General features: G+C 46.3%; 15 protein-coding genes. All 15 read right to left on the bottom strand.

Annotated elements, in window-relative coordinates; genetic code table 11:
- Positions 1-110: 110 nt before the first annotated feature.
- Positions 111-2012, bottom strand: coding sequence for a flagellar hook-length control protein FliK (locus M9196_RS07125; RefSeq protein ID WP_250616845.1), 1902 nt, complete (start codon positions 2010-2012; stop codon positions 111-113).
- Between the two features lie 198 nt (positions 2013-2210).
- Positions 2211-2654, bottom strand: a complete 444-nt coding sequence (gene fliJ, locus M9196_RS07120; RefSeq protein ID WP_250616844.1) for a flagellar export protein FliJ — start codon at positions 2652-2654, stop codon at positions 2211-2213.
- Between the two features lie 9 nt (positions 2655-2663).
- Positions 2664-3986, bottom strand: coding sequence for a flagellar protein export ATPase FliI (gene fliI, locus M9196_RS07115; protein ID WP_250616843.1), 1323 nt, complete (start codon positions 3984-3986; stop codon positions 2664-2666).
- Entirely contained in the window at positions 3986-4786 is an 801-nt protein-coding gene (gene fliH / locus M9196_RS07110; RefSeq protein ID WP_250616842.1) for a flagellar assembly protein FliH, read from the bottom strand. Before fliH ends, fliI begins: the two co-directional genes overlap by 1 nt.
- 19 nt (positions 4787-4805) lie before the next feature.
- Positions 4806-5858, bottom strand: a complete 1053-nt coding sequence (gene fliG / locus M9196_RS07105; protein ID WP_250616841.1) for a flagellar motor switch protein FliG — start codon at positions 5856-5858, stop codon at positions 4806-4808.
- Positions 5858-7567 carry a flagellar basal-body MS-ring/collar protein FliF gene (gene fliF, locus M9196_RS07100; RefSeq protein WP_284677127.1) on the bottom strand — a complete coding sequence of 570 codons (1710 nt, stop codon included), beginning with the start codon at positions 7565-7567 and terminating at the stop codon, positions 5858-5860. The genes fliG and fliF overlap by 1 nt, the downstream gene beginning before the upstream one ends.
- Positions 7568-7658: 91 nt before the next feature.
- Complete coding sequence (gene fliE / locus M9196_RS07095; RefSeq protein ID WP_250616839.1) at positions 7659-7970, bottom strand: flagellar hook-basal body complex protein FliE; 312 nt, start codon at positions 7968-7970, stop codon at positions 7659-7661.
- 136 nt (positions 7971-8106) lie between these two features.
- Positions 8107-9552, bottom strand: coding sequence for a sigma-54-dependent transcriptional regulator (locus tag M9196_RS07090; protein ID WP_250616838.1), 1446 nt, complete (start codon positions 9550-9552; stop codon positions 8107-8109).
- Entirely contained in the window at positions 9552-10631 is a 1080-nt protein-coding gene (locus M9196_RS07085) for a sensor histidine kinase (RefSeq protein WP_250616837.1), read from the bottom strand. The genes M9196_RS07090 and M9196_RS07085 overlap by 1 nt, the downstream gene beginning before the upstream one ends.
- Positions 10632-10808: 177 nt before the next feature.
- Positions 10809-12269: a sigma-54 dependent transcriptional regulator gene (locus M9196_RS07080; RefSeq protein ID WP_250616836.1), complete on the bottom strand. Its 1461-nt coding sequence runs from the start codon at positions 12267-12269 to the stop codon at positions 10809-10811.
- A 226-nt stretch (positions 12270-12495) separates the two neighbouring features.
- On the bottom strand, positions 12496-12906 hold the full coding sequence (gene fliS, locus M9196_RS07075) for a flagellar export chaperone FliS (protein WP_250616835.1): 411 nt from the start codon (positions 12904-12906) through the stop codon (positions 12496-12498).
- Between the two features lie 10 nt (positions 12907-12916).
- Complete coding sequence (locus M9196_RS07070) at positions 12917-13219, bottom strand: flagellar protein FliT (RefSeq protein WP_250616834.1); 303 nt, start codon at positions 13217-13219, stop codon at positions 12917-12919.
- Positions 13220-13339: 120 nt separating this feature from the next.
- A complete protein-coding gene (fliD, locus tag M9196_RS07065; protein ID WP_250616833.1) occupies positions 13340-15304 on the bottom strand; it encodes a flagellar filament capping protein FliD in 1965 nt (654 codons plus the stop codon).
- A gap of 61 nt (positions 15305-15365) precedes the next feature.
- Complete coding sequence (locus tag M9196_RS07060; protein ID WP_250616832.1) at positions 15366-15827, bottom strand: flagellar protein FlaG; 462 nt, start codon at positions 15825-15827, stop codon at positions 15366-15368.
- 134 nt (positions 15828-15961) lie between these two features.
- Positions 15962-17092 carry a flagellin gene (locus M9196_RS07055; RefSeq protein WP_250616831.1) on the bottom strand — a complete coding sequence of 377 codons (1131 nt, stop codon included), beginning with the start codon at positions 17090-17092 and terminating at the stop codon, positions 15962-15964.
- Positions 17093-17438: the final 346 nt, after the last annotated feature.

Raw genomic sequence — 17438 nt, 5'->3', positions numbered from 1 at the left:
TTTAGTTAAGCGGCTTAGATCTATTGAGCCGATTATACAGACAATCCCACGTCACGCGGCTTCACTTTGAGTTTATTCGTTAACTACAACGCTCAGAACAAAACAATGCGTTACGCATAGTAACTGATACCCTCTTCTTTCTTCGCGATATTTAGGTTCATGCTTACCCCTTCTTCTATGGCCTCCGTATCGCCATTAGAGTGGCCTGCGCCACTAGAGCCTTGATTATGTGCATCCGCTGATGCATGACGCTGCTGTTGTCCAGAACCTTGTTGTTGTACCGAAGTGTCAGCAAGTTGAATACCTTGCTGCGATAACATTTCACGCAGCCTTGGCATAGATTGATCAACCATCTCTCGTGTTTGTTGGTTCTGAACGGTGAAATGTACGGTCGCAGAGTCACTATTGAGTGTCATGCGTATTTGCATTCTTCCTAACTCTGGCGGGTCAAGGCGAATGTCTACCTGCTTTAGGTTCTTCGCCATCATCATCTGAATACGTTCTGATACCTGGTCGCTGGCATTCTCTTTAGTGAGCACCATCGGTGATTGTACATTCGTCGCCGCTTGTGGTTGCTCACCACGCAGTGCTTGCGTCCCCAAAGCTGCGCCAGCTGTCGCTGCAGGGTTCAGACTGCTTAGGGGCTCATTACTCGGTGTGGTAGCGGGTTTTAAGCCTTTCAAATTTGCTTGACCGATCCCCATCGCATTAGGTGAACTGACTCCACTTGTCACGGGGTTAGCTGAAGGCGTTTCTTTGCCCGCCAACATGGACGCTGCGGCTAATGTTCCGGCGGCTGGTGTGCCAGGCCCGTCATTCCCCGTAACGGCCGCTCCCTGATGAGCAGAATGGAAAGGCTGCGCTTGCTGTGAATTTGGCTGTGATGGTGGGGTTGGTAATGAATTTGGTCCATTCGGCCCACTAAGCGTTGAAGCCGCTTGTTTATCTAATGGTGATTTATCCAAGGCGGCGCTTGCTGTGAGTATCGCAGCTTTTCCTTCCAACTTTGCATCACTACTTACATCACTGCTTGCATCAGTTTTCGACCAAGCGATTTGAGAATTCGTGCCGTCATTTTTCACACTGCCGTCAGCGGCAATCAACCCTGCTGCAACTGTAGACTGAGAGGCGGTGCTGTTCACTTGCCCTACTGCAGCTGAAGATGACGTTAATGTCTGCGGTGACGATGCTGTTGCTGTTGCTGTTGCTGTTGAGGATAACGCCTCAGCAGATAAAACCTGTCCAGTTACCGGTTCCATTACCGTGGGCTGCCCAGACTCGACAGCGACAGCCGCTAGCACAGCGGTATCGTCATATGGCTGAGCCGCGTCAGCAGTATCATTGATTATACCTGTTGCTGCAGCGACCCCAGATGTCGATTCTAATGAAGACGTTTGCAGAGCTTTATTTGAGTCGTTTAAACGATTTAGTAACTGAGAGCTTTCGTCCATGGTCGCTTGTGCTGATACGTCAGTTTGTCCTGACAGCTTACCTTGTGAAGTCGTGGCCAAGCTATCTGAGTCGGTGGTTGATATCCCTGCTTCCGTAGATGCAGCAACACTTGCCAGCGCCATTTTCTTGACGTCTGAAGACGAGCCTTCCGCGTTTTCTACTTGGGTCTTGCCGCTTTGATTAGCATTAACCGTCGAATCACCTTTGACATTAGAATCACCTTTAACGTTAGAATCCAATTCTTTGTCGTTAGGGCCCAAATCTTTCTTCACAACGCGTTCTTGTTCTATCTCACTCGCTTCCTCAGTTGTCACTACAGCCGCATCGGTGGAGAGCGTCGTTGTGTCTAAGGTTAATTTCTCTGATGTACCCTTTGTCGCATTTGAACCATCAACATTTTGTTTTTTATCGGCATTTTCACCAGACATCGCACTTTTTAACTTATCAAAAAAGCCCGGTTCCTCTGACGTTGCAACCGCATCTTTTGCGGAAGCAGAATCGTTGCTCGATTTAAGATTCGAGGATGGTGAAACATTATTGCTAGAAACAGTCAGACTCATTCCATTCGGGCCTACATTGTGATGATGACGGAGTTAGAGGCAAGTGGCTGCCGCTGGTTGTTAGGAGCAAGATGATGCAATAATTATACCGAAGTGAAATCACACCGCTGGACAGTAGGTAAGTCGGGCAATTTGAAACCAATGGCACGAAGAGTCCGAGTATTAACCGTGAGTACACGGCGTCAACAAACCGTACCGCTAGCGCTGATTTTTTCTGCGAGCAAACAGTAAATTAGAAAACTCATCCATTTGTTGTTGCTCTTTTTTGTCAGCAATACGCGCTTTCTCTTTGGCTTTTTTATCCATCATCCATTCATAGGACCGTCGCTGCTTACGGGTGTTATGCCAAAACTCTTGGCAATCCTCAACTTGTTGAGTGAAATGCGATTCTGCTGTTTTTTGCTTCGTCAGTGTCTCGTCCAATTGAGTCAAAAATCGGTTTAAGTGACCGTATTCACTTGCCGTCAATCCTTCCTTGCCACGGCGTACCAATTGGTTACAGTAATCGAGCCGATACTGCTCTATCTGTCTAACTTGATTGTAATAACCTTCTAGTTCAGAGCGCGCTTTATTGAGCGCAAGCACGGCTTGTTGCTCGTTGTCTTTTGCTTGGTCAAGAAGAAAGTCGAGTGCACTATCCATAACTTACCGTTAATTGACCTGCAACAGTTGCTTGAGCATATTGACACACATATCGTAAGGAACGCTTTCTTTCATGCTCTGCTGTAAATACTGGTCCAGCTTCGGTTTTAAGGTAAACGCACTATCGATAGCAGGATCGGTCCCCGGTTTATAGGCTCCAATTGAGACTAAGTCTTGATTTTTACGACACACAGACAGCACCTGCCTGACAGCTTTAGACATCAAGACATGCTGATCATCGGTAATTTGCGGCATGACACGACTCACGGATTTTTCCACGTCAATCGCAGGGTAATGTCCAGCGTCTGCCATTTCACGGGATAATACAATGTGGCCATCTAGGATCGCACGTGAAGCATCGGCGATGGGATCTTGTAAGTCATCTCCTTCCGTCAATACTGTGAAAAAGGCTGTAATAGAGCCTTGATTATCATCACCATTGCCCGCTCGTTCAACGAGTGCTGGTAACTTGGCAAACACCGAAGGCGGATAACCTTTCGTTGCAGGCGGCTCACCCACCGATAGAGCGATCTCACGTTGCGCTTGAGCAAAACGAGTCAATGAATCCATCAGTAGCAATACATCTAGCCCTTGGTCTCTAAAGTATTCAGCGATGGTCAACGCTGTTTGGCACCCTTTCAATCGCATCAAAGGCGATGAATCGGCTGGTGCCGCGACCACCACCGAGCGTTGACGCCCGGTCGTGCCGAGAATCTCTTCTATAAACTCTTTAACTTCTCGCCCACGCTCACCAATTAACCCCACAACAACGACTTGCGCCGTTGTACCGCGGGTCATCATGCCCAAAGTGACCGACTTACCCACACCAGAGCCAGCAAATAAACCAATTCGTTGGCCTTTGCCAACCGTTAATAAGCCATTAATGGCTTTAAGGCCGACATCTAAGGGCTCTGAGATTGGCTTTCTTGCAAGGGGATTGATAGGTTGGGCGTTAAAAGAAGCGCGTTTTTCTGTGTATATTTCGCCAAGACCATCCAATGGGTTACCGACACCATCAATGACACGACCTAACAGCTCCATCCCGACCGGCAAACCAGTTTCTGCCGTCATTGGTGTCACTCTCGCCCCGGGTAAAATGCCACTAATTTGTTCACTCGGCATCAAAAACAGGTGGTCACCGGAAAAGCCAACAACTTCCGCTTCCATCTCACCTGTCATGGTTTCAACTTTGCACAAACTGCCTATGGGCGCTTTGCAGCCCGTTGCTTCCAATGTAAGACCGACGACTCGTACCAACTTACCAGAAGCGACGGCACGTGACTTGTGCCCCGATACTTTATACTGAGCGAGCCGTTCAGAGAGCACTGGCATTAATTGGAACCCTGATGGCGATTCGTGCCACAAAAACTTTGCAGAACGCTATGAATTCGCTCTTCGATCTTGTAGCTCACACTGGATTCGCCTGCTTCAATTTGAACATCACCACGATTAAGCGCGGGTTCAACAACGAGTTGCCAGTTGCGAATATCCAATTCTTGATCGCCATAAGCGGCTCGGACAATGTCCACATCAGCGGGGTGAAGCTTAAGTGTGATGGCATGACCGACAATAGGAAGCACCTCTACCGATTGTTTAATCGTATCGAGAATAAATTGCGGGTTGGTTTGGACTTCAACATGCACGACTTCTTTTACTAGCGTCAACACCATGTCGACCAGTTGCTTTTCAACTTGGCTATTCATGAGCTCAAGGGGCTGAGCAAACTGGTTTGCCATGCCCATGAATATGTCGACTTGCTGCTTGATGTATTCCTCACCAGCGGCAACGCCTTCAGCTTTACCAAGCTCAAGACCTTCTTGTTGACCTGCTTCTAGGCCTTCTTGCTTACCTTTGTCAAAGCCTTGCTTAAATCCAGCTTCTTGACCTTGAAATAATCCTTCTTGATAAGCACCTTGCTTGATCAACTCAATTTGCTCTTCCGTTAACTCGAACGGGGCATCTTCTGGTGTCGGCTCATCAAGTGGCGCCCAGCTTGGGTCGTAATTTAATGCGGTTTCACGAGCATGCTGATTTGTCTGGGCCGAGTAATCAGGCAACCCCCATGAATGTGCAGACTCCATGGTGATGTCTTCAGATGGGCGTAAAAAGCCGCGTTTTCTATCTCCAGCCATGATTCACCTCAGCCGCTAATTACAAGAACTCATCAGCACCACCAGAGAGCATCAACTCTCCACTGTCTGCCATCTTTCTTGCTATGGTTAAAATCTCTTTTTGTGCCGACTCTACATCTGCCACTCGGACAGGAGCCATCGCTTCAATATCTTCACGCATCATATCCGCAGCACGTTTCGACATGTTATCGAAAATTTTCTCTTTAAGACCCTCATCTGCGCCTTTCAGAGCTCGTTGTAGGACGTCTTGAGGGACATCTCTAAGCAGCTTTTGGATGCCTTGGTCATCAATCTCAATGAGGTTTTCAAATACAAACATAAGATCTTGGATATGGGTCGCCATATCTTCGTCCTGGTCGCGTATTTGATCCATTAGCAAACCTTCGACGTTGTTGTCGAGATAGTTCATGATCTCTGCCGCCGCCTTCAGGCCGCCAATCTTCGCCGCTTGCGCGCCCGCTTGACCCGCAAATTGCTTCTCCATGATCTCGTTTAACTCTGCCAAAGCAGAAGGTTGAACTTCCTCTAAATTAGCGATACGCATCATTAAATCCAGACGTACTCGCTCAGGGAACTGAGACAGGATTTCCGCTGACTGATCAGCTTCAAGATAAGACAAGACGATGGTTTGAATCTGTGGGTGTTCATTGATAATAATGCTCGCCACTTGACGAGGATCCATCCATTTCAACGAATCAAGCCCCTTAGAGCCGGTACCCAATAAGATCTGGTCGACCAAGTTATTGGCTTTATCTTCACCAAGCGCGGCCACCAAGGTATTACGCATGAAGTCTTCACTGCCCATACCAATATTGGTGTATTTCTGAATATCTTCGAGAAAAGCGCGGTGCACGGCACCCACTTTGTCTTGGCTTAAATCACTGGCACGAGCCATTGCTCCGCCAACACGTTGCACTTGCTTTGGCTCTAAATGGCGAATAATACTGGCTGCATCTTGTTCGTTTAAACTGAGCAAAAGGATAGCGGCTTTTTCTTCACCACTTATGTTTGAAATATCCACGGTTGATTCAACCACTTGCCCACCATTGCTGGTTACGATTTCATTTGCCATTAGTTCTCAACCATCCAATTTTTCACGACTTGCGCGGCAAGCTCCGGCTCATTCGCCACCAGTGCTCGAACCGCCTTCAAGACGTCTTCATCTTTATGTAAATTAGGCAAGTCAATGCCCGTGCTAAATTCGAACAGCTCGCTACTATCAATATCGCTACCAATCAGGCTGGTCTCACCGTCTGCGCCCAGTGGTAACCCATCCGGACCGTACAATTGGTCTTCGGTCTCTTGCGCCGCTGGGTTGAGCAGTTTTTTCATCGCAGGACGAATGAGCACTAACACCACGACAATAATGACCAACGCACTAGCAAACCATCGAACCCAATCGTTGAAATTCGGATGTTCCCACAGCGGTACGTCCGCCAACTGCTCGGTCACTGGGGTTTCAAACGTCATACTCAACACATTGAGCAAATCACCACGTCTTTCATTAAAGCCCACCGAGCCGATAAGAACTTGTCGAATTGCCGCCAGTTCCGTTTCAGAACGAGGTTCATACGTTACGTCACCCGTATCCGGATTCACAAGAGCACGGTTCTTAATCGCAACGGCTACCGTTTGTCTGTTCACTACACCACTTTGTTTGCGCTCATGGCTAATCGTGGTGTCGAGCTCGAAGTTACGCGTGGCTTCTTTATGTACTGAGCCTTGTCCTAGCACTGAACCATCTTTCATTTGCGCAACGTCGGTTGGAATCGAAGCATCTGCTGGCGGTTGGTTACTTAGTGCTCCCGGCACTCCAGCGACAGCGTTGCCGTTATTATAATCTTCTAGCGTATATTCGCTTCGTGTCGCTGGTGTATTAGGATCAAACTGCTTACGAGTTTGTTCTACTGCGCTAAAATCCAGTTCAATGTCCACCTGAGCCGTATAATTGCCAAGTCCTAAAATAGGAATCAACACGGAATCGATTTTTTCTCGTAGTGCTTGCTCTTGGTTTTGCTCAAGTTCTTGTTCTTTTCGTCTTGCTGCTGATGTGGCGTCTTGCGAGCCAGAGCTAAGCAGCCGACCATGTTGATCGGTAACGGTAATCCGGGTGGTTTTCATGCCTGGGACCGCACTTGCCACCATATCAACCACAGAGTCAACTTCCTGACGCTTCAGAATTGACCCCGTCGCCAAGGTTAAAAAGACCGAAGCAGACGCTTCTTGATTGTGACGAACAAAGACACTTTGTTTAGGAAGGGCGAGCAATACTCGTGCGGTACGAATCTGCTTCATTTGCTCTATGGCTTTGCCAAGTTGTCTCTCACGACTAAGCTTTAGACGCTCCAACTCCAAACGTTGAGAGACACCGAAGCCCATATCTTGCATTAAGATATCATCGCCTGTGTTTGACGCACGGTTTAGACCGGCGCGCACCATATCGAGCTTAAGCGTATTGTACTGATTGACTGGCACGCTCAACGCATTGCCTTCCAGCTTATATTCGACTTTCTTTTGATCAAGATAGTCGAGCACTGGAATTAACTCTTCTGTTTCATAAACGCCTAATGGGCGCATTTCAGGTTCTTTAACCCAAAAGAACAGCATCACGATAAGCGCGACACAAATAGAGATGGAAAGTACCAGAACGATTTGTCGCAAAAGGTCAAGATCACCCACAGCCAAATCAAATTTAGAGCTACTTTTCTCATTAATATCTGGGTTTTGACCTTCTGATATCAGGTCTGAACTAGCGACTAAATTAGCGTCAGCGCCATCCATTACGGTTACATCTGTTGAATGATTTTCTTGAGCCACTGTCCACTACCTAAATTGACTGTCTACGACTTAAATTTACTGTCTACTACCTAGATTATACGGGCATGTTCATGAGTTCTTTGTAGGACTCAACAAGCTTATTACGTACTTGGATGGTGGCTTCAAATGCAACACTGGATTTATTTCTGGCGATCATGACATCCGATAGTGAGACATCCGCATCACCACGATCAAATCGCATCTGTAAGTTACCAGAAGACTTTTGCAACCCGTTCACATTGTTTACTGCTTGTGAAAGCATGTCACCAAAATCCGCTCCCACTTGCTGCGCTGTCGGCGTTGCACGGGTGCTTGACGCTTCAAGCATCATTGCTTGCATTTCGGTATTTAATCCATCAATTCTCATGCTTTCTCACTCGTTGTCATTTTCTTGACAGTGCCTGTTATTTGTCAGCACTCAATCAAATAATTGCAAAAATTATGCCATGAAGGCACCTTCGTGACTAGCGTCCATCACACGAAAAATCCATTTTGCAACAAGCCTAATTTGGAATATCTATACCTGCATCGCGCATTTTTGCCAATTTATAGCGCAAGGTTCTTGGACTAATGCCCAATTTTTCAGACATCTCTTTACGTCGCCCTTCACACTCTTTAAGAGTTTCGAGAATAATGGCAAACTCCTGATCTCTTAGCTCTCCGCCTAACCCTTCACCGATAGACACCGGCTTTTCAATTACCATTGTGTTCTGAGTAGAGTCGGCAACCGGCAAAACACTAGGCTCCGCAACGTGCTGTTCAGAGCTAACATGTGCCATGGGCATTGATACTGCTTGCTGTAAACCTGCTGCATCCTGCCAATCGACCCCTTCTAATAAGATGTGCTCCGATTCAATTATTGCCTGGTCACAAAGAATGAGCGCTCGTTGAACCACATTATCAAGTTCACGAACATTGCCAGGCCACGGGTACTGCATCAACTTCGCCAATGCCACTTCACTGAACTTTGGTACTGGCATTCCTAATTTCTTACAATGTCTTTCTGTTAAATGCGTTGCCAACGGTGGAATATCCCCCGTTCTCTCACGCAACGCTGGCCATGAGATTGGAAACACATTTAAGCGATAATAAAGATCTTCACGGAAATTACCTTCTTGGACATACTGCTTAAGATCTCGGTTACTCGTCGCAAGAACGCGAACATCCAATGCCATACTTTTACGACTACCTAAACGTTCCACTTCGCGCTCTTGTAGAACACGCAATAATTTGGCTTGTAAGTTAAGGTCCATCTCACTGACTTCGTCTAGCAAAATGGTGCCGCCCTGAGCTTGTTCAAATTTTCCCGGACACGCTTGAACAGCACCGGTAAACGCCCCTTTCTCATAACCAAACAACGTCGCTTCTAACATATTGTCTGGAATCGCAGCACAGTTAATCGCCACAAACGGCCCTTCTGAACGCAATGAGTGGTTATGAATGTAACGCGACATCACTTCTTTGCCTGAGCCGCTCGGGCCAAGTACCATTACACTGGCATCGGTCTTAGCGACTTTTTCAGCCAAAGCTAATAACTGAATACTTTTCGGATCGGCGACGATAGCATCACCATTGCTGTCAGATTTGACAGGCGCATAACGGCTCACCATATTCAGCAATACTTCTGGAGCAAATGGCTTTGCCATGTAGTCGATCGCGCCTTCCTTCATTGCCGCAACCGCGTCTTCAATATTGGCATACGCCGTCATCAACAATACAGGCAAATTTGGCCAGTGCTGCTTAATATTTCTCAATAGCGCTAATCCGCCCATCCCCGCCATTTGTACGTCAGATACGACGATATCAACGGGCTGACTTTTCAGCTTGACCAAGGCGTCTTCAGCACAATCCGCTTCCACCCATTCATAGCCAGCGAGCGCCAAGGTATCAACTAACGCTTCACGCAATCCTTCGTCATCTTCTACTATCAATACTTTGCTTTGTGCCATTATTCTAGTCCTTCATTTTTTGCGTCAGAAGATGATATCTCGGTAAGGGGCAAGCACATGGTAAAGCACGCACCCTCGCCTTCTTCCGATATCAATTCAAGTCGGCCTTCATGTGCACGACAAACCATTTGAACCACTGCAAGCCCCAGTCCGGTACCTTGCGAGCGGGTGGTAAAGAATGGTTCCATTATTCGTTGTTGGATCGCCTTAGGAATACCAGGCCCATTGTCCTGAATCGAAATCTTCAATTCATCATTAACAGGGCGAAAGAACACATCAACTTGCGACTCTTTACCGCTAATCTGTACTGCGTTGAGCACTAAGTTACTCAGTGCTGAAGCTATCGCATTCGCGTTCCCAAGTAACTCTACTTCTTCGTGTTCTACTTCAATAAAGTAATCAATAGCATTACTTTTGATCGTGGTCTCAATCATTGGCTGAAACTCTGCGACGAGATCTTTCAACGTAAAGCGTTGTACCACTTTGTTGTCACCGCCTTTGGCAAATAACAACATATCATTCACTTGCTTCTCTAAGTCATGCAGACGGTCTACTAATTTCACCTGAAAACGCGAGCGTGTCGCATCATTGAGGTTAGGAGCACCCAGATTTGAGGCATAAAGCATCGCGCTAGACAGCGGCGTGCGCACCTGATGAGCTAAGGACGCGACCATTCGACCGAGAGACGATAAACGCTGCAAGTCACTTACTCTTGATTGTAACAACCTCGTCTCAGTTAGATCCGTAATCAAGATCAACTGACCCGTCGAAGACGCTGAAATAGCTAAGCGCACTTTACGGCCATTACGTAACGACACTTCGTGTCCATCATCTTCTTTCGGGTCAAAAACAACCTGAATAAGGTGAAACCATTTCTGTCCCACTAACGGTAGTTCTAGAATACGGTGAGCCTCTGGATTCGCTTCCCTTACAACCCCCTGGGTGTCCAGTAGTATGACTCCCGCGGGCATCGCCTCTATCACTTGTTGATACCGTTCAACCTGAGACTCTAAAGAATCCAAATGCGAGGAAGAGGGTTCATTGCTTGGCTCTATGGCGTCACTCGACGACTGATTCATAAGTGAGGCATTCCTTTTTATTCCAATTAGCAATAGCTACACGTTTAGAACATACAGTTCCATAAAAAACTTAAGCCTGAGAATGCAAGAAGCATACCAGGCTTAAGTTTTTGTTTTTATTCAAATTAGGAGCGTCAAAAAAATGCCGATCGCTAAATTGGCGTGAAGAGCATCACGTTAGCGGTTGAGGTTGTACTTGCGCATTTTTTCAACTAGCGTCGTTCGTCTCATCCCTAACATGTCAGCGGCACGCGCGACAATCCCGTCTTGCGCATCCAAAGCCTGATTAATCATGTTCACTTCTAAATCCGCTAACATCTCTTTCAGGTTTACGCCTTCTGGAGGCAATGCTTGCGGCATATGCTCATCACCAATTTCTGGCTCATCGATACAAAAGTTATCAGAAAAAATACTCTCTAATGCGTCACGCTCTTGTTCTTCGACGGTTTTATAGATATTCGTTTCTGGTTGAAATTCAGGGATATCACTATAGCGGTACTTCACCGGAAGGTGGTTAACATCTACCAAACTATTTGGATACAGAATAACCATCCGCTCGACTAAGTTCGCCAGTTCACGTACGTTTCCAGGCCAATCATGTTCCATCAGCGAGTTGACAGACCGAGGCGAAAACCGGATGGGCTGGCCACCTTCCGCCTCTAAGCGTGTCAATAACTCTTGCAGCAACAATGGAATGTCTTCTTTACGATCATGTAGCGAAGGCATTTCGATTGGGAATACATTTAATCGATAAAACAGGTCTTCACGAAAGTGACCAAGTTGAATCATGCTTTCTAAATTACGGTGGGTCGCGGCGACAATACGAACATTGGCTTTAATAACCGACGTGCCACCAACGCGCTCAAAAACACGCTCTTGCAATACACGCAATAATTTCACTTGCATCGACATTGGCATATCACCAATTTCGTCCAAGAATAGCGTCCCACCGTCAGCCAACTCAAATCGACCCTTTCGGGCAGTAATGGCTCCCGTAAACGCGCCTTTTTCATGGCCAAACAGTTCACTTTCTAATAAATCGGGGGGAATTGCGCCGCAGTTAATTGGGACGAAAGGTCCACCCCGACGGCTCGAGTGGTAATGAATATTACGCGCAACCACTTCTTTACCCGTACCAGACTCACCTAAAATGAGAACGTTCGCTTCGGAGCCCGCAACCTGCTCGATAAGATGTCTCACATCTTGAATACCCTTGCTTTGGCCCACAAGGCTTCGAAACAGTGTGTTTTTCCGAGTATTTGATGGTACTTGAACCCCTTTTCGACCCAGGAATTCTTGGCAATGACGCAATGCATCACTGAGTTGGGGATAGTTTAAGGGAAGCTCAAGTTCGCCAACATAGTTGGTGAGTGGCTCAACCGCGCCTGTGAACTCACTAGTGACTAACAATGGGATATGATTAGAACGAGACAGTTGGGTTAATAGGGCGTCAGAAAACGTAGGATGTGTCAACGCGCCTACAATACACCCTGACCAAGCTAGCGACCAATCGACTTGTTGTATGTCACTCGAAGGGATGGTGACACAATGTTCGCCGACAAACTCTAAAATGGTATTTAGGTTGGTTCGAATTTGCTTATCGTCAGCGATGACGAGTAGTTTAGCTAAGTCATGCATTTTTTGAGATTGTTGCCTCGATAAAGTACGACCAACATAGCGTCAAATATCTGTCATACTGAGCCTATGAGACTGCACGTATTCAACTACTCACCTATAGAATTTATTTTATAAAATAAGTAATTAGAGACAAAAAACGCCACCTGGCATATAAGTGGCGTCTATTCTATTGACTCTAACCTTATAAGGCAACTTCATCGCGACGAGATTATGAGGTTAATTCCGCTTAAATCCCTACCTCTTCGGCAGTAAGATTGTGGAAACCTGTCGGGATCTGATCCCAAGCAGATTTAATTTCTCTAATAATGTCGATAACGTCGTCGATCGGTTGAGGGTTATTCTCATGATTCGCTTCGGTAATCTGAGCGATCATGAACTCATATAATTGATCAAGATTCTTAGCAATGTCACCACCATCATCCATTGATAAACAACTACGTAGTGCGATGATGATGTCTAAAGCTTTACCAATGCGCTCACCTTTAACAGGAATATTGCCTTGTTGCATCGCCGCTTTTGCTTGAATTAGCCTTTCAATGGCCCCACCCATCAACATCTGGATAACTTTGTGCGGTGAGGCAGCACTTAGTTGGCTGTCTACTGATACTTTCTTATATGCTTGTAATGAACCACGCATCACTATCCTCTCAAATAAATTTTTGGTACTGCTGCAGCGACTTTTTACCGTGTCGGAATTTTCGCAGTGACAGTCCCAATTGTTCGGTTTTAGAATGCATCTTTGCGGTGACCAGCTTGGTTTCTTCCACCGCTAAACGCCATTCTTCACTCTGCTTTAAACGAGGATTGCGCTCACAAGCGACAATCAACGTATTGATGATCTGTTCTCTTATATCGACCAAGGCATGAATTTCTTCAGTATTTAGCTCAAGATTATCTAAATGCGATAATAATTGGTGATCTGTATCACGCAGTCGATCAAATATCGTCACTCATCCTGCCTTTTTCTTTCATTAACAATACCTTGTATTCATCACATCACTCAGCTAACCATTGCCCATTTACTCGCGGCTTTGGTTTATTGCGTCTCAAAGGCCACTAACTCCTAAAAATCAAGACAACGCATTCATCATGCCAGCTAGCTGGGATTGCATCTTTCCAGTCGCATCTTGCATCGCGGCAAATTTATCATGGGTTCGTTTTTCTAACCCTTCCATGCGTCGATTTAACGTAGTTTGATCATCGTTTAAACTGTAGTTTCTTTCAGTCAGGCTTTTCTCACGGGTCCGAATCGACCCCGTCACGCCAGTCATGCTATGAATCGCATCTTCAACCTTTTTAGCAAAACCATTGTTGCCGCCAAAGAAATCTTCCAGTTTAGTGAAGTTATTATTGAGCTGCTTATCAAGCATCTGATAATTGATCTCTAGGTTACCCTGCCTGGTGGTCGTAATACCAAACTCAGTCAAGGTTTTCAGATCATCCGGCGCCCCTTCAACGGCACTCGAAAAGACACTTTTTAAGCGAGAATCAGCGCTACGAACTACGCTGTCACCGGACAGTGGCCCCACCTGGCCCGTTGCCGGGTCGACTTTTGCAAGGTCGGCGGAGACTTGATAGAACTGGTTATAAGCGGCAACAAACTGCTCAATATCAGCGCGAACACTTTGCCTATCATATTCGACACCAATTTCCGCAGGACGCTCTCCTGGTTGAGTCGTTCCCTTCAACGTCAGATCCACACCTTCAATCGCGTCTTCAATAACGTTATTGCTGCTTGCAAGCTCAGCGACACCATCAAGCACCACAATAGAGTCTTGTGCACCTTGTACTTCTGCCATGCCTTTGTAGACTTGCAGTGAACGCTGTGCTTCTGCAAGTTCAGCTTGCGCTGTCTCAACTTTTTCAATTCGCTCACGCTCTTCTGGGGTGAGTTTGTCGCGTTCGATCTTTTTCGCTTCTGCTTCTGTCATATCGGCTTCTGCGACAGCTTTCGCGATGGCTGCTTTCTCAGCTTCAAGCTCTTGCTCTAATTTAGCTTGCGCCTCTTTTGGCGTGACATAGGAGTCAGTTAATGTACCTGAAGCGGTATTACTCCAACCTGGTACCTCTTTGGATTTTTCTAATGCTTTTTCATCCTGCTCAGGTTCCGGTGCTTGATACGAATCCATCAGAGTGCCTGATGCCGTTTCCGTCCAACCCGGTATGGTATCTTCAGGGCGGCCAGAGTTTGCCTCTTTCGCCGTTGGGTTAGGGGCGCCTCCGTCTTCCTTTACACCTTCACCGTCCTCAATCTGTCCACCTTCAGCAACGCGTGCGTCTTCAGTTTGTTGAGCTTGTAGGCTCGGATCATCACTGTTCAGCGCATCCTGCGTTGGCTCTGAGCTATCTTGAGGGGGCAACCCTAGTAGGGCAAGTGCTTCGGATTGTGCGCTTTCAAGTTGTTTGACGCGCTGTTCTATCGTCTTATATTCAAAGCGATACAAGTCATCGCCTGGCTCTGCCTCGACGTTGATAAGAATACTTTTCTCAGCGCCAGATTGGTTGGCGGCAACAATTAAGCGAGGGCCATTCATATCTTTAATGATAGAGGCTCGAATGCCGGGGTTATCTCGAGAGCCATTGATCGCTCGAACGACATCAATCAGTTTGGAGTGTTTGCCTAAGGAAAGGTCGAAGCTGTCTTCGCCAAGGGAAATTTGCAACTTGCCGGGCCCAAAACGAGTATCTTCTGGTACCACGTCAGACGCCACTTTATGGCTCTGGGCAAGTTGCAATACATCGACTGCATATTTGCCAGCAATCGCTTCAGTTGAAGCTGTTGCTGTGACAATACCCTCTTCAGAAGTATCTACGCTGCGTACTGCAAACGCTTTTTCCTGACGAAAGTTTGCCATTAGGTTTTTCATTGTATCTAGTGACTCTCTGAGCCGCCCATAGGCACTGATACTGGAATCAATTTTAGTGCGCTCAAAGTCAATACGTTGCTGTTTAGGCACACGCTCTGCGTTGACTATTTTGCTCACCATGGAATTGATATCCATGCCAGAAGACATCCCTATCGGGCCCATATTCACCAAACCACTTCAAAAGTAATACACGATCGTCACGCAATACACTCACGCGTGACGTATTCAATTAAACTCGCATATCAATACTGACAGAGGCGTGTTTTTCAAGGCGCTCGAGTACGACGAGTAAGTCTTCATCAGGTACCTGGCGGATAATCTCGCCTGTATCGTTTGCGATAATAGTGACAATATGACGTCCTGAATCTTCATCCATTCGAATCGATAAACTCGTATTCAACGTGGTTAAAAACTCATCCAAACGTTCCACCATTTTTTCACGCTCGACATCATTAAGATCTCGGCGCTCTTTGGCAATCTGCTGAATAACTTCGGAAGTCATATCACTTGATAAGGCTTCACTCTCGACTTTTTTGCTAGGGTTGACTGTCTGGTTTGGCGCTAATTTGCTCGCCAATACCTCATTAGACTTCCCTTGCGTTGATGCACTTGTTGTATTCTTTGAAGCAATTTCTGTGCCACTAGAAGAGGCAAAAGGCTGAATGTTCGATGCGTAGGATGAAATATCCATAACAGTCTCCCGTTTCTAACCTTAATTGCCCAATGCCATCTCATATCCAAATGAATAATGGAAATAACATTGGAAATCAACGGCTGTCATGGACAGCCGCTAATACGATTTGCCTAAGGTTGTCTTGCCTAGAATTAACCTAGTAAGCTCAATGCAGCTGAAGGCGATTGTTTCGCTTGTGCAAGGATCGAAGTACTTGCTTGTTGCAAGATTTGGTTCTTCGTCATTGCCGTTGTTTCTTTCGCGTAATCCGTGTCTTTGATACGGCTATTGGATGCGTTTACGTTCTCATTGATGTTGCTGAGGTTGTTAATCGCATGGTCAAAACGGTTCTGGAACGCACCTAAAGAAGCACGCTCTGAATCAACATTTTTCAGTGCGCCATCGATAATCGCTACCGCTTCTTGAGCGCCGCCAACAGACGTCACATCAATGTCTTTTACCGTCACATCTTTTGCATCGCCGATCGTCAACTCAGACGCTAGGCTACCGCCAAATTCAACCTCACCAGCGACTTTTTGAGTCGCTGCGAACAGTTGCATTTTGCCATCTTCACCTACCGATGCTTTTACATCAGCGCTCTGACCGTTGATGTACGTCGCCAGTTGTTCGATGTCATCGCCTTGTTTAGCACTGATCGACAATTCAACTTCTTCACCTTGCTTATTGGTGTAGTTCATTGTTAGGTCGGCACCAGCATCCACACGCCAGCTTGCATCTTTACCTTCTTCCGATGCGTAACTCTTGCCACCCATACCCGATGTATCCGATCGCATGTTACCCATAGAAAGCATTACTGCTTCACCGGAATCTGCACCGATTTGGAATGATTGAGTGCCGTACGTGCCGTTAAGTAGACGGTTGCCACCAAATGATGTGGTTTCTGCAATACGGTTTAATTCATCGTTTAACGCCGTGACTTCTTCTTGAATTGCCACACGCTCTGACTTGGAGTTAGAACCATTTGCTGATTGTAGGGAAAGGTCACGCATACGCTGTAGGATGTTCGTAGACTCATCCATTGCACCTTCCGCTGTTTGTGCAATTGAGATACCGTCATTGGCATTTTTCACTGCCATATCTAAACCACGGCTTTGAGAATTCAAACGGTTTGAGATTTGTAGACCCGCAGCGTCATCTTTTGCGCTGTTGATTTTGTAGCCAGAAGACAGACGCTCCATTGACTTAGTTGTGTTTTCTGCAGCGGTACTTAGATAACGCTGCGCAGTCATTGCAGACACATTCGTGTTTACATTAATCGCCATATATAGATCTCCTTTGGCATTTTAGGTAGATGGCCGCCGAGTCTCTCACCTCACGTTGGCACATCTATATCATTTCTCTCATTCCCTTTAACGGCGACGGTTTTAGAACCTTTAGCAAAAAAAAATAATTTTTGACTAATTAATTCAATTGATTGGGCAAATGTGATCCTGATCTGAAATACAAAGAAGAGTGGAATAGTGTTCATTAATTGCTATTAAACAAAAAAACCAGAGCATGGCGCCCTGGTTTTTATTATCTACACGCTGTTATGCCAATGGCTAAACGCGTTTTGTTATTTCGCTCGCTTAACCTAGCAGGCTCATTGCCGCTTGCGGTGCTTGTTTC

The sequence above is a fragment of the Vibrio methylphosphonaticus genome, from assembly GCF_023634655.1.
GTDB lineage: Bacteria > Pseudomonadota > Gammaproteobacteria > Enterobacterales > Vibrionaceae > Vibrio > Vibrio methylphosphonaticus.
Note: the sequence above shows the minus strand (reverse complement) of the source record. Positions and strands in the feature narration are given on the sequence as shown.

What these genes read in the sequence shown, in the direction of transcription:
- M9196_RS07125 (WP_250616845.1), bottom strand. Translation starts at nt 2,012, where the DNA reads ATGAGTCTGACTGTTTCTAGCAATAATGTTTCACCATCCTCGAATCTT.
- fliJ (WP_250616844.1), bottom strand. Translation starts at nt 2,654, where the DNA reads ATGGATAGTGCACTCGACTTTCTTCTTGACCAAGCAAAAGACAACGAG.
- fliI (WP_250616843.1), bottom strand. Translation starts at nt 3,986, where the DNA reads ATGCCAGTGCTCTCTGAACGGCTCGCTCAGTATAAAGTATCGGGGCAC.
- fliH (WP_250616842.1), bottom strand. Translation starts at nt 4,786, where the DNA reads ATGGCTGGAGATAGAAAACGCGGCTTTTTACGCCCATCTGAAGACATC.
- fliG (WP_250616841.1), bottom strand. Translation starts at nt 5,858, where the DNA reads ATGGCAAATGAAATCGTAACCAGCAATGGTGGGCAAGTGGTTGAATCA.
- fliF (WP_284677127.1), bottom strand. Translation starts at nt 7,567, where the DNA reads ATGGATGGCGCTGACGCTAATTTAGTCGCTAGTTCAGACCTGATATCA.
- fliE (WP_250616839.1), bottom strand. Translation starts at nt 7,970, where the DNA reads ATGAGAATTGATGGATTAAATACCGAAATGCAAGCAATGATGCTTGAA.
- M9196_RS07090 (WP_250616838.1), bottom strand. Translation starts at nt 9,552, where the DNA reads ATGGCACAAAGCAAAGTATTGATAGTAGAAGATGACGAAGGATTGCGT.
- M9196_RS07085 (WP_250616837.1), bottom strand. Translation starts at nt 10,631, where the DNA reads ATGAATCAGTCGTCGAGTGACGCCATAGAGCCAAGCAATGAACCCTCT.
- M9196_RS07080 (WP_250616836.1), bottom strand. Translation starts at nt 12,269, where the DNA reads ATGCATGACTTAGCTAAACTACTCGTCATCGCTGACGATAAGCAAATT.
- fliS (WP_250616835.1), bottom strand. Translation starts at nt 12,906, where the DNA reads ATGCGTGGTTCATTACAAGCATATAAGAAAGTATCAGTAGACAGCCAA.
- M9196_RS07060 (WP_250616832.1), bottom strand. Translation starts at nt 15,827, where the DNA reads ATGGATATTTCATCCTACGCATCGAACATTCAGCCTTTTGCCTCTTCT.
- M9196_RS07055 (WP_250616831.1), bottom strand. Translation starts at nt 17,092, where the DNA reads ATGGCGATTAATGTAAACACGAATGTGTCTGCAATGACTGCGCAGCGT.